Origin of the sequence: Oxalicibacterium flavum (genome assembly GCF_014635065.1) — a bacterium.
In the GTDB taxonomy this organism is placed as follows: Bacteria; Pseudomonadota; Gammaproteobacteria; order Burkholderiales; family Burkholderiaceae_D; genus Oxalicibacterium; species Oxalicibacterium flavum.
Window position 1 is genome coordinate 176,408 of record NZ_BMCG01000006.1, and the last position, 12,691, is coordinate 189,098.

12 protein-coding genes and 1 tRNA gene are annotated in these 12,691 nt (G+C 62.0%); 9 read left to right on the plus strand and 4 right to left on the minus strand.

Features of this window, described 5'->3' with window-relative positions; genetic code table 11:
* Positions 1 to 154: 154 nt before the first annotated feature.
* The 3 genes from IEV38_RS14610 (at position 155) to greB (ending at position 3,213) form a co-directional block, all read left to right on the plus strand.
* Positions 155 to 1,048, plus strand: coding sequence for a 23S rRNA (adenine(2030)-N(6))-methyltransferase RlmJ (locus IEV38_RS14610; RefSeq protein ID WP_188397360.1), 894 nt, complete (start codon positions 155 to 157; stop codon positions 1,046 to 1,048).
* A 274-nt stretch (positions 1,049 to 1,322) separates the two neighbouring features.
* Positions 1,323 to 2,600 carry an EAL and HDOD domain-containing protein gene (locus IEV38_RS14615; protein ID WP_188397362.1) on the plus strand — a complete coding sequence of 426 codons (1,278 nt, stop codon included), beginning with the start codon at positions 1,323 to 1,325 and terminating at the stop codon, positions 2,598 to 2,600.
* 49 nt (positions 2,601 to 2,649) lie between these two features.
* Positions 2,650 to 3,213, plus strand: coding sequence for a transcription elongation factor GreB (gene greB, locus IEV38_RS14620; RefSeq protein WP_188397364.1), 564 nt, complete (start codon positions 2,650 to 2,652; stop codon positions 3,211 to 3,213).
* Between the two features lie 54 nt (positions 3,214 to 3,267).
* Here the strand turns inward: greB and IEV38_RS14625 are convergent, their stop codons facing one another.
* Genes IEV38_RS14625 through IEV38_RS14640 form a run of 4 tightly spaced genes read right to left on the minus strand, consistent with a single transcriptional unit; the run spans position 3,268 to position 7,420 of the window.
* Entirely contained in the window at positions 3,268 to 5,532 is a 2,265-nt protein-coding gene (locus IEV38_RS14625) for a RelA/SpoT family protein (protein ID WP_188397366.1), read from the minus strand.
* A 40-nt stretch (positions 5,533 to 5,572) separates the two neighbouring features.
* On the minus strand, positions 5,573 to 5,776 hold the full coding sequence (gene rpoZ, locus IEV38_RS14630; RefSeq protein ID WP_188397368.1) for a DNA-directed RNA polymerase subunit omega: 204 nt from the start codon (positions 5,774 to 5,776) through the stop codon (positions 5,573 to 5,575).
* Positions 5,777 to 5,807: 31 nt separating this feature from the next.
* On the minus strand, positions 5,808 to 6,458 hold the full coding sequence (gene gmk / locus IEV38_RS14635) for a guanylate kinase (protein WP_188397370.1): 651 nt from the start codon (positions 6,456 to 6,458) through the stop codon (positions 5,808 to 5,810).
* A gap of 44 nt (positions 6,459 to 6,502) precedes the next feature.
* On the minus strand, positions 6,503 to 7,420 hold the full coding sequence (locus tag IEV38_RS14640; protein ID WP_371869896.1) for a YicC/YloC family endoribonuclease: 918 nt from the start codon (positions 7,418 to 7,420) through the stop codon (positions 6,503 to 6,505).
* Positions 7,421 to 7,569: 149 nt separating this feature from the next.
* Here IEV38_RS14640 and IEV38_RS14645 point away from each other — a divergent pair, with 149 nt between their 5' ends.
* From IEV38_RS14645 to IEV38_RS14670, 6 genes are all read left to right on the plus strand, one after another.
* The gene (locus IEV38_RS14645) at positions 7,570 to 8,577 is read left to right on the plus strand and encodes a serine/threonine protein kinase (protein WP_188397372.1); all 1,008 of its coding nucleotides are present in this window, start codon (positions 7,570 to 7,572) and stop codon (positions 8,575 to 8,577) included.
* 27 nt (positions 8,578 to 8,604) lie between these two features.
* Positions 8,605 to 9,534, plus strand: a complete 930-nt coding sequence (locus IEV38_RS14650) for a PP2C family protein-serine/threonine phosphatase (RefSeq protein WP_188397374.1) — start codon at positions 8,605 to 8,607, stop codon at positions 9,532 to 9,534.
* Positions 9,535 to 9,540: 6 nt separating this feature from the next.
* Complete coding sequence (rph, locus tag IEV38_RS14655; protein WP_188397376.1) at positions 9,541 to 10,275, plus strand: ribonuclease PH; 735 nt, start codon at positions 9,541 to 9,543, stop codon at positions 10,273 to 10,275.
* A gap of 107 nt (positions 10,276 to 10,382) precedes the next feature.
* Positions 10,383 to 10,967 carry an RdgB/HAM1 family non-canonical purine NTP pyrophosphatase gene (gene rdgB, locus IEV38_RS14660; RefSeq protein WP_188397378.1) on the plus strand — a complete coding sequence of 195 codons (585 nt, stop codon included), beginning with the start codon at positions 10,383 to 10,385 and terminating at the stop codon, positions 10,965 to 10,967.
* Complete coding sequence (gene hemW, locus IEV38_RS14665) at positions 10,964 to 12,208, plus strand: radical SAM family heme chaperone HemW (protein WP_188397380.1); 1,245 nt, start codon at positions 10,964 to 10,966, stop codon at positions 12,206 to 12,208. Before rdgB ends, hemW begins: the two co-directional genes overlap by 4 nt.
* 172 nt (positions 12,209 to 12,380) lie before the next feature.
* Positions 12,381 to 12,470, plus strand: a tRNA-Ser gene (locus IEV38_RS14670).
* Positions 12,471 to 12,691: the final 221 nt, after the last annotated feature.

Below are 12,691 nucleotides of genomic sequence, written 5' to 3' on the forward strand. Positions count from 1 at the left end.
AGCGAAGCGATTGCGGAAGCGATTCCGCAATCGCTTTTTTATGCTCGCTGGGGCGGGCAATCACGGTCGGTCAAGGCGGTCCTTGCTAGAATGCGGCATTGCCTGATTCTGCGCCTGCAGGATCTTTATTCCGTTCTTCTTCAAGATTGCGCCTATGTTCAGTTACCGCCACGGCTTCCATGCAGGAAATCACGCCGACGTCCTCAAGCATCTGGTCCTGATCCAGTTGCTCAAGTACCTGAACCAGAAAGATGCGCCGTACATGATGATCGACACCCATGCGGGTGCCGGCGTCTATGCGCTGGACAGCGAATATGCGACCAAGAATGCCGAGTTCGAGACCGGTATTGCACCCTTGTGGGAGCGCGACGATCTGCCGCCTGCGGTGGCCGACTATGTCGGGCTGGTCAAATCGCTCAACCCGAGCGGCAAGATGCGCCATTATCCGGGCTCTCCCTACTGCGCAGAGCAGGTGCTGCGCGAGCAGGACCGCCTGCGTCTGTTCGAACTGCATCCCGCCGACAGCAAGCTGCTGGCCGATAATTTTCGCAAGCTCGAGGCGCATGCCGCCGCGCAGGGCCAGCGTCCGACCGCGCGCGGCAAGCGCGTCATGATCGAACGAAGCGATGGTTTTGCCGCCCTGAAGGCGCTGCTGCCGCCGCCATCGCGGCGCGCTCTGGTGCTGATCGATCCACCGTACGAAGACAAGGGCGATTATCGTGCCGTGGTGGATGCCGTCTCGGACAGCCTGCGCCGTTTTGCCACCGGCGTGTATGCGATCTGGTATCCGGCGCTGAACCGGAACGAATCGCGCCAGATGCCGGAGCGGCTCAAGAAGCTGCCTTCCAATGGTTGGCTGAATGTCACGCTCTCGATTTCCTCGCCGTCGCCCGATGGCTTCGGCCTGCGCAGCAGCGGCATGTTCATCCACAATCCGCCTTGGACGCTGGAGGCGACCTTGCGCGAGGTGATGCCGTATCTGGTTGACGTGCTGGGCCGGGATGGCGGTGCCAGCTTCACGATCGAAGAGGGCCGGACTGCGGTCTGAGCACGCAGTAACTTCCACGCCTGTTCATCAGGCGTGTTTTGTCAGACATGCGCTCCCTGTTTTCTGGCACTATTACCAGAAAGAAAAACGAGTGTGGCCGACGTTCCTGCATGAACATGCGGGACTGAGAGGCCCCGACAGGAGACCGTTCTCGACGAGAACGCAGGAAGAAGCCATCCTCCGTGGCCGATGGCATGCGTTCTAGCGAGCACGATAGGCGATTGCCATAGGCAGATCCAGATAGCCGCGTATTGCCACCATGACAGGACATTTGATGATCCTCGATTCCGATCAGCCATCCTCTGATGAGCGCCCGCGCACGAGGGAATTCTTTCTCGCGCGCCAACCCATTCTCGATGCGCGTGGCAGCACCGTTGCCTACGAATTGCTGTTCCGTCGCGCGCAGAGCGGGCCAGCCAATGTCATCGACGACCTGTCCGCTACTGCATCCGTGATCGCCCATGCCTCGGAACTGGGCATTGGCAATGTCATCGGCAATGCGCTTGGATTTCTGAATGTCGATGCGGCAGTCCTCGACTGCGATATCGTCAGCTTCCTGCCGCACGACAAGGTCGTGCTGGAATTGCTGGAAACGGTGGAAATCACGCCTGCCGTGGTGGCGCGCGTGACCGAACTGGTCGGGCACGGCTATACATTCGCGCTCGATGACATTGTCTGCCGCAACGACGCATTACGGCCGCTGCTGCCGCTGATCAGGATCGTCAAGATCGATATCAGCGGCATGGAGAATGCGGACATCGCAGCGCTGGCGCACTATTTCAAGCAGCAGGGAAAGATCCTTCTGGCGGAGAAGGTCGAGACCTGCGAGCAGTTCCGGCAATGTCTGGCGATCGGTTTCGATTACTTTCAGGGGTATTACTTTGCACGCCCGGTCATTCTGACCGGCAGAAAACTTGCACCGTCGCAGATCGTGATTCTGCAACTGATCACCATGATCGGCCGCGATGCCGAAACCTGCGAGATCGAGCAGGTGGTCAAGAAGGAACCGTTGCTGGCGATGAATCTGCTGCGGCTGGCCAATGCGCCGGCCTTCGGCGTGGCGACGCGTATCGAATCTCTGGGGCAGGCGCTGGCCGTGCTGGGCCGTCTGCAACTGCAGCGCTGGTTGCAGATACTGTTGTATGCCGAGCATGGCAAGGATGGCTATTTCTCGTCGCCCCTGCTGCAACTGGCGACCACGCGCGGCAAGCTGCTCGAACTGGTCGCGGAACGCCTGGCGCAGACGCGCGCTTGTCGTGCCGACATGGCCTTTACCGTCGGCGTGATGTCGTTGATGGATACGTTGCTGGGGCAGCCCATGCAGGAAATCCTGGCGCAGATCGCGGTGGTCGATGAGGTGCGCGATGCGCTGCTGTTCCGCAAGGGCGTCTATGGCGACCTGCTGAAACTGAGCGAATACATAGAACGCATCGAACAGGCCGGTGACCTGCTGCTGCCCTTGCTGCAACGCCTGGGCCTGTCGATCGACGAACTGTACGATCTCGAGGTCCAGGCATTCGAGTGGAGCAACAACATTTCGCGCAATCTCTAGGAGGAGCGGCGTCTGTTTTGACGGACACCGGCGCGCTACAATGGGCGCCATGAAGCAATCCATCGACACATCCTCCACCAGTGCGCCGGACGATGAGGAAGACAGTTTCGGCGCGCCGCCGATTCCCGCCGGCTCGAAGAATTACATGACGCCGCAGGGCCACCTGCGGATGAAGAACGAGCTGTTGCACCTGATCGATGTCGAGCGGCCGGAAGTCGTGCAGACCGTATCGTGGGCGGCGTCCAACGGCGATCGTTCGGAAAACGGCGACTACATCTATGGCAAGCGCCGCCTGCGTCAGATCGACAGCCGCATTCGCTTCCTGACCAAGCGGCTGGATCTCGCGGAGGTCGTTGACCCATCCGTGCATCACGGCAGCGACCAGGTTTTTTTCGGCGCCACCGTGCGCTATGCAAACCAGGACGGCGAAGAGCAGACCGTCACCATCCTCGGCATCGATGAATTCGACCCCCTGAACGGCAAGATCAGCTGGATTTCGCCTGTGGCACGCGCACTGACCAAGGCGCGCGAAGGCGATACCGTGATGCTGCGTACACCCGGCGGTCTGGAAGAACTCGAAATACTGGAAGTAAGCTATCCGCCGCCTGCCTGAGACGTCAGAGAGAAAAGAGGGAAAGGATGGCGGGGCAGGGGCGTCCCCGATGAACTAGCCCTTGTCGCGCAGCAGGCGTGCCACGCCGTCGATGCTGCGCAGGTTGCGCATGAGCCGTGCCAGATGCACGCGGTCCTCGACCTGCACCGTGAAGTGCAGCTGCGTGATCATGTGATCCTTGTCTTCGTCCATGCCGACGTGCGTGATGTTGGCATCGGACTCGCCGATCTCGGCCGCCACGCGCGCCAGGATGCCTTTCTCGTTGCGCGTCAGCAGCGTGATGCGGCAATCGAAGCGGCGGTCGATGTCTTCCCCCCATACCACTTCGATCCAGCGCTCGGGTTCGCGCAGGCGCTGGCGATGCCCGGCATCGCAATCCTGGGTATGGACGACCAGTCCCTGATCGCGTTTCATCTGCGCGACGATGCGGTCGCCCGGAATCGGCGTGCAGCACGAAGCCAGTTGCACCGACATGCCTTCGCTGCCATAGATGACGACCGGGTCGATCTTCTTCGGCAGCAGTTCGCCGTTCTTGTCGATGGCAGGGTGCGCGACCGGTGTGTCGTGTTCGACCAGCGTCAGGATATGGCGCGCGACGAGGGCGGCCATGCGCTTGCCGACGCCGATGTCCGCATACAGATCGTCGAGCGACTTGGCGCTCGATTCGTTGAGCAGACGCTCGGCCAGTGTCGGCTGCAGTTCGGGATCGAGATTCAGCGTGACCAGTGCCTGCGACAGCAGCTTGCGACCGAGTTCGATCGATTCCGCGAGGTTGATGGTGCGCAGGTGATGGCGAATCGCCGAGCGTGCCTTGCCGGTGCGCACGAAGCTGAGCCAGTTCGGATTCGGGCGCGAGGTCGGCGCCGTGATGATCTCGACGATGTCGCCGTTACGCAGCTCGGTGCGCAGCGGCACCTGTTCGAGGTTGATCTTGACGGCGATCGTGCGGTCGCCGATGTCGGTATGGATGGTGTAGGCGAAGTCGAGCGCGGTGGCGCCGCGCGGCAGCGCGATGATCTTGGACTTCGGCGTGAAGACATAGACCGAATCCGGGAACAGATCGACCTTGACGTGCTCGAGGAACTCGGCCGAGTCGCCGGTCTGCTTCTGGATGTCGAGCAGCGATTGCAGCCACGCGTGCGTGCGCTGCTGCAGGTCCGACAGGTTGCCTTCGTCGTCCTTGTAGAGCCAGTGCGCGGCCACGCCCGATTCGGCCACGCGGTGCATGTCCTGCGTGCGGATCTGGAACTCGACCGGCGTGCCGTAGGGGCCGATCAGCGTCGTGTGCAGCGACTGGTAGCCGTTGAGCTTGGGAATCGCGATGTAGTCCTTGAACTTGCCGGGCATGGGCTTGAACAGCGCATGCAGCGTGCCGAGCGCGACATAGCAGTTGGCGAAGCTGTCGACCACGATGCGGAAGCCATAGACGTCCAGCACCTGCGAGAACGACAGGTGCTTGCTCGCCATCTTGGTATAGATGCCGTACAGCGTCTTTTCGCGGCCATAGACCTGGACCGGAATGCCAGTCGCCTCGAGCGTCGAACTGACGGACTCGAGAATCTTGCTGACCACCTCGCGGCGGTTGCCGCGTGCCGCCCGGACCGCCTTGGCCAATACGCGGTAGCGCATCGGATACAGGTGCGAGAAGGAGAGATCCTGCAGTTCGCGGTAAATGTTGTTGAGGCCGAGACGGTGCGCGATCGGCACATAGACTTCCATCGTCTCGCGCGCGATGCGGCGCTTCTTGGCCGGCGCCATCGAACCGAGCGTGCGCATGTTGTGCAGGCGGTCGGCGAGCTTGACGAGGATCACGCGCACGTCGCGCGCCATGGCGAGCAGCATCTTGCGGAAGTTTTCCGCCTGCGCCTCGACCTGGCTCTGGAATTCGAGTTTTTCGAGCTTGGACAGCCCGTCAACCAGATTGGCGACCGGCGCGCCGAAGCGTTCGATCAGCTCTTCCTTGCGCACGCCCTGGTCTTCCATGACGTCGTGCAGGAAGGCGGCCATGATGGCCTGCGCATCGAGTTTCCACTCGGCGCAGATTTCGGCCACCGCGATCGGGTGCGAGATGTAGGGTTCGCCGGACATGCGCATCTGGCCCAGATGCGCCTCGTCGGAGAAGCGGTAGGCTTCCTTGACCTTCTTGAGTTCGGCCGGCGTCAGGTATTCCGCCAGACGGTCGGTCAGGTGTGTGACAGAAGCGACACCGGGCGCAATGGCCGGCTGCTGGACAGCGACCGACGATGGCGAGGCCGAGCGATCCGACACGCCCCGATTGTCGGGGACGAGGGAGAGGGTCGAATCTGCCGGTGTGTTCATGCCGATCGCGGTGCCTCGCTGTGGTAAGGGGACTTACCGATCAGCTTGGTACTTTTTTGAGCATTTCAAGGCCGACCTGGCCGGAAGCGATCTCGCGCAGGGCCAGCACGGTCGGCTTGTCCTTGGCGTCAACTTTTGGGGTATGGCCTTGCAGCAACTGGCGTGCGCGATAGGTGGCGGCGAGCGTCAGTTGAAAGCGGTTGGGGACCTGTTTCAGACAATCTTCGATGGTGATGCGGGCCATGGTGTAACTCCTGAATGTGTCGGCTGATAGGTCAGCTTAAATTGGCATGGATGCCCAGTTGGGCGAACAGGGAAGCATTGCGGGTTGATTGTTGCGCAAAGCGGCAACGCGTGGCCTTTACGATCGCGCTCAACTCCGACAAAGCGACTGTAAACTCTTGATTGATAATAACATATTCGAACTCGGCGGCGTGGGCGATTTCGCCGCCCGCGGCCAGCAAACGGCGCGCGATCACGTGGGGTTCGTCCTGTCCGCGTTTCTTCAGTCTTTCCTCCAGCGCATCGATCGATGGCGGCAGGATGAAGATACCGACCGCATGCGGAAACTGCTTCTTGATCTGCTGCGCACCCTGCCAGTCGATCTCGAGCAACACATCGGTGCCGGCCGCCATCTGGTCGGCGATCTGGATGCGCGAGGTGCCGTAATAATTGCCAAACACCTCGGCCCATTCGAGGAACTCGCCGGCATCGCGGCGGGCCAGGAAATCCTTGGCATCTGTGAAGAAGTATTCGCGGCCGTTTTCCTCGCCCGGACGCGGCGTGCGCGTGGTGAAGGAGATCGACAGCTTGATCGCCGGTTCCTGCTGCAGCAGGGCATTGACCAGGCTGGATTTGCCGGCGCCCGATGGCGCGACCACCAGAAACAGGCTGCCGGAAGAAGGAGTTTGCTCGAACGTTTGCATACGCAGGAAATGAAAGGTTGAATGATGGGCGGGATGAATCCGGTTTATTCCAGATTCTGCACCTGTTCGCGCATTTGTTCGATCAGGAGTTTCATCGCCATCGAGGCGTCGGCCAGGTCCTTGACAGCCGCCTTGGAGCCAACCGTGTTCGCCTCGCGATTGAGTTCCTGCATCATGAAGTCGAGGCGTTTGCCGACCTGGCCGCCCTTGGCCAGGATGGCGCGCGTTTCCGCCAGATGGGCGGCGAGGCGCGACAGCTCTTCGGCGACGTCGATGCGGATGCCGTACAGCGTGACTTCCTGGCGGATGCGGTCGAGCGCTTCCTCGCGGCTGACGGCCGGCTGGGCCGTGCCATCGGCCGTCTTCTGCGCCAGCCCCAGCGCTTCCTGCATGCGTTCGGTGGCTTTCTGCTGGAATTGCGCTACCACCTGCGGAATCAGCGGCGTGATGCGCTGCACGATGGCCTCCATGTCATCGACGCGCGACAGCAGCATGGTCTGCAGTGCCGCGCCTTCGCGGTTGCGGCTCTCGACGAAGGCCGTCATCGTGGCCTGCATGGCGGCGGCGACTTCGGCCTGCAGCGCTTCCTGGCTGACCTCGGCTTCTTCGATCACACCGGGCCAGCGCAGCAGCTCGTTGACAGACAGCGGCCGCGCATCGGCGAACAGCTGCAGCACGCCGGCTTGCAGCCCAGACAGGGAGTCGAGCACGCCGGCATTGAGGGCGGGAATGGCGGGCGTAGTCGCCTTGCGGCCAAAGCTGACGCGGCATTCGACCTTGCCGCGCGTGATGCGCGCCATGATGGCTTCGCGCAGCTGCGGTTCGAGTGCGCGCAGGTCGTCGTTGATGCGGAACTGCAGGTCCAGAAAGCGGGAGTTGACGCTTTTGAGTTCGATGGTCAGGGTGCCGTTGCCGGTTTCATGCGTGGTCACGGCATAGCCGGTCATGCTGCTGATGGTCAAAATGGAATCCTTTGTTTTCTTTCTTTACAAAGCGGCGATTTGTCCACACAATCTTCAACGCATGCCGCCAAGCAGGCGTTGACGGCAACATCCTACTCACCAGGCCGGTCGCGCCGCGGCCAGCCCATGATCATCAAAACTGGGACGACATGGCTGCGCAAAACAACGCTCCGTTGCCGGATGGACTGGAAATCGCTGGATATCGCATTGTAAAGAAGATTGCATCAGGCGGGTTCAGTATCGTCTATCTGGCGTACGACGAGGACGGCAATGCCGTCGCCATCAAGGAGTATCTGCCGAGTTCGCTGGCGCTGCGCCAGCCGGGCGAACTGGTGCCGGCGATCTCGCCCGAGAACCTGCCGGTGTTCCGCATCGGACTCAAGTGCTTCTTCGAGGAGGGCCGGGCGCTGGCACGCATCGCGCATCCGAACGTGGTCAGCGTCACCAACTTCTTCCGCGCCAACGAGACTGTCTATATGGTCATGGGCTACGAGTCGGGCCGCTCGCTGCAGGACCACATCCTGCGCCGCCGCGAGAAGGGCGACAAGCCGCTGGTGTCGGAGCGCTTCATCCGCAAGATGTTCAGCCACGTCATGAACGGCCTGCGCGAGGTGCACACCAACAAGCTGCTGCATCTGGACCTCAAGCCGGCCAACATCTATCTGCGCGTTGATGGCACGCCGATCCTGCTGGACTTCGGTGCCGCGCGCCAGACCTTGACGGCCGACATGCCCAAGTTGTACCCGATGTATACGCCGGGTTTCGCCGCGCCCGAACTCTACGTGAAGAACGGCAGCCTCGGCCCGTGGACCGACATCTACAGCATCGGTGCCTCGATGTTCGCATGCATGGTCGGCGCGCCGCCGCAGCCGGCCGACCAGCGCCGCTTGAACGACAAGATGGACGGTCATTTCAGCCGGCTCGAAGGCGTCTATTCGCCGGACCTGATCAAGGTCATCCGCTGGAGCCTGATGCTCGATCCGCTGCAGCGCCCGCAAAGCGTGTTCGCCCTGCAGAAGGCGCTGCGCGAACCCTTGCAGGAGCAGCAGGAGACGGCCAGCCTGCAGCGCCTGGCGCGCCGCGTCAAGGGCATGTTCGGCGGCCTGGGGCGGCAGCGCTACAACGCCGAAACGACGATCCAGGAACACACACGCTAGTTTTCCTCACCTTGGGCGAATCAGACCATGCGATTTTCCGTCTATCAAGAAAGCCACATCGGCGGTCGCAAGACCAACCAGGACCGCATGGGCTACAGCTTCACGCGCGACGCGCTGCTGTTGCTGGTGGCCGATGGCATGGGCGGTCACCTGATGGGCGAGATGGCGGCGCAGATCGCGATGCAGACCATTGCCTCGCTGTTTCAGGAAAGCGCCAAGTCGTATGTGAAAAAGCCTGAACGCTTCCTCGAGGACAGCTTCCTCGCCGCGCACCGCGAAATCCACCGCTACCGCGCCATCAACAACCTGCCGGAAACGCCGCGCACCACCATCGTCGCCTGCCTGGTACAGCACAACAGCGCGATCTGGGCGCATTGCGGTGATTCGCGCCTGTACTGGATGCGCAACGGCCAGATTCTGGCGCGCACGCGCGACCATTCGCGCATCGAAACGCTGATTGCGCAGGGCAAGGTCGATCCGTCCGAGCGCGACACGCATCCGGACCGCAACAAGCTGTTCAACTGCCTGGGCGCACCCAACATGCCGATCGTCGAACTCTCGCGCCGCGCCACGCTGCAGGCTGGCGACGTGCTGCTGCTGTGTTCGGACGGCCTGTGGTCGATGCTGCCCGATCACGAACTCGCGCATCGCCTGCACCACAACACCATCGTGCGCGCGGTACCGGAGCTGCTGGCCGCTGCAACCGGCATCGCCGGCCGCAACAGCGACAACGCGACGGCACTCGCGATGATGTGGGAAAGCGCCGAAAACCTGCAGGGCAACAGCACCATCACCACCAACACGCTGCCCATCGGCAGCGTCACTACTACCATCCAGGCACCGCGTCATGTCGATTCCGAGCCGACAGACACGTACAATGACGCCGAGATCGAAAAGGCGATCGAGGAAATCCGCAACGCCATCGAAAAGTCATCCAAAATCACTTCCAGGAATTAACGCTCCATGCTGTTCGAAAAACGTCCCAGCGGCCGCGCCGCCGATGCGCTGCGCGCCATCACCATCACCCGCCACTACACCAAGCACGCCGAAGGTTCGGTCCTCATCGAATGCGGCGACACCAAGGTCATCTGCACCGCCAGCATCGAGGACCGCGTGCCGGGCTTCCTGAAAGGCAAGGGGCAGGGCTGGCTGACCGCCGAGTACGGCATGCTGCCGCGCTCCACGCATACGCGCATGGATCGCGAAGCCGCGCGCGGCAAGCAGTCGGGCCGCACGCAGGAAATCCAGCGCCTGATCGGCCGCTCGCTGCGTGCCGCCTTCGACCTGCAGGCTTTCGGTGAACGTACGTTGCATCTCGACTGCGATGTGATCCAGGCCGACGGCGGCACGCGCACCGCGGCCATCACCGGCACCATGGTCGCGGCCTACGATGCCTTTGCCAAACTGGCCGAGCAGGGTCTGATCCCGGCGATCCCGCTCAAGCACTTCGTCGCCGCGATCTCGGTCGGCGTCTATCGTGGCCAGCCGGTGCTGGACCTCGACTATGCCGAGGATTCCGACTGCGATACCGACATGAACATCGTCATGACCGATGCCGGCCACTTCATCGAAGTCCAGGGCACGGCCGAAGGCGCGGCGTTCGACCGCGCCACCATGGACCGGCTGCTCGACCTGGCGCAGAACGGCATCCGCGACCTGATCGTCCTGCAGAAACAGGCGCTGGCGATTGCTGCGTAAAATAGCGGGATTGTCCGCCTGACGATGCATCGCTGCGATACCGGCGCGTCCATGCGCTGGTGCGCCCGGTGCCGTCGGGCATCCATCCTGTTCATTTCTAGATTGTCATGCCTCAATCCCTGATCCTGGCTTCCAACAATGTCGGCAAGCTGAAGGAATTCGGCGCGCTGCTGGCGCGGCTCGATTACCAGTTGCACACCCAAGGAGAGTTCGGCGTGCCGGAGGCGGAGGAGCCGTTCGCCACCTTCGTCGAGAACGCGATTGCCAAGGCGCGCCACGCATCGCGGTTGACCGGCCTGCCGGCGCTGGCCGACGATTCCGGCGTCTGCGTCAACGCACTGGGCGGCGCGCCCGGCGTCTATTCCGCGCGCTATGCGGGCGAGCCGAAATCCGACCAGCGCAACAATGAAAAGCTGCTGGCCGATCTGGCGCCGCATGTCGACAAGTCCGCCTACTACTACTGCGTGCTGGTGTTCGTGCGCCATGCCGACGATCCGCAGCCGGTGATTGCCGATGGCCGCTGGAACGGCGAAATGATCGCCGCCGCGCGCGGCGAGGGCGGCTTCGGCTACGATCCGCATTTCTGGATCCCGTCGCTGCAGAAGACTGCGGCCGAATTGAGTGCGGAAGAAAAGAATCGTCTCTCGCATCGCGGCCAGGCGCTGCGCGCGCTGATCGAGAAGCTCGGATGATTCCGATCAGGCCGATCGGCGCGGACATCGCGGACAGTCTCGACCACGCCGAGCCGGCGCGTGTCGCGACCGCCTACCTGAAGCCCGGCACGCTTTCACTGACGGCCTTGCCGCCGCTGTCGCTCTACGTGCACATTCCGTGGTGCGTGCGCAAGTGCCCGTATTGCGACTTCAATTCGCACGAGGCCGGCGGCGATATCCCGGAAGACGAATATCTGTCGGCCCTGCGCGCCGACCTGGAAATGGCGCTGCCGCTGATCTGGGGCCGCAAGCTGCATACGATCTTCATCGGCGGTGGCACGCCGAGTCTGCTGTCGGCGGCCGGACTCGATCGGCTGCTGTCCGATATCCGCACCCTGATACCCTTCGATCCGGGTATCGAGGTGACGATGGAAGCCAACCCCGGCACCTTCGAGGCGGACAAATTCAAGTCCTACCGCGCCAGCGGCATCAATCGGCTGTCGATTGGCATCCAGAGTTTCAATGCGCGGCATCTGAAGGCACTGGGCCGCATCCACGACGGCGACGAGGCGCGCCGCGCAGTCGAGATCGCGCAGGCCAATTTCGACAATTTCAATCTCGACCTCATGTACGCGCTGCCGTCGCAGACGCTGGAAGAAGCACGGCAGGACGTGCGGACCGCAATCGGTTTCGCGCCGCCGCACCTGTCGCTCTACCACCTGACGATGGAGCCCAACACGGTGTTCGCCAAGTACCCGCCAACGGTACCCGACGACGACGCCAGCGCCGACATGCAGGACATGATCGCGCAGGAAACCTTGGCCGCCGGTTATGCGCATTACGAGGTCTCTGCCTATGCGCAACCCACGCGCAAGGCCAGGCACAATCTCAACTACTGGCAGTTTGGCGACTACCTGGGCATCGGCGCCGGCGCGCACAGCAAGCTGTCGTTTCCGCACCGCGTGATCCGCCAGGCGCGCTACAAGCAGCCCAAGTCCTACCTCGAGCATATGCGAAGCGGCAATCCGGTGCAGGAAGAAGTGGAAGTCGCGCGCAGCGAACTGGCCTTCGAGTTCATGCTCAATGCCATGCGCCTGACCGAAGGCGTCGAGGTCAACCTCTTCATGGAGCGTACCGGCATGCCGCTGAATGTCATCGAGCGCGCGCTGAACGAGGCGGAGTCCAAGGGACTGCTGTACCGCGACCACATGACGCTCAAGCCGACCGAGCTGGGGCGCCGTTTCCTGAACGATTTGCAGGAACTGTTCCTGGCCGATTGATGAACGTGCGGGTTTGCCCCGTATGCTGTATAGCCCGATTTTGAAGCGTGCAGACGGGTTTCGGTACCAGCACCGGAATTCCCGCAGTCGGCAATGGCAGGGGAGTTGGGTATAATGCGGCCTCCCGCCAATCGATGCGTCCCTGCTTTTCTGCAGAGCATCGATATCGAATGGAAGTGTGGCCGAGTGGTTTAAGGCACTGGTCTTGAAAACCAGCGACGGGTGATACCGTCCGTGGGTTCGAATCCCACCGCTTCCGCCATCAGACAAGCTGCATATCCTCGTGCAGACCAGAGCGGTAGCCTATTTGACGGCCGAGCAGATTCAAAGAACCCGGATGATGGGATTTTCGCCAGCAAATCTTGTGGTGAGGAATTTGTTGCAAACAATATCGGCGTTCGTGTATTTTTCAGACAGCGGGCATCATGCAAGAGCAAGGAGTTCAAATGCGGTGCCGATCACAACGTCTTTGGGTTGGGTCGG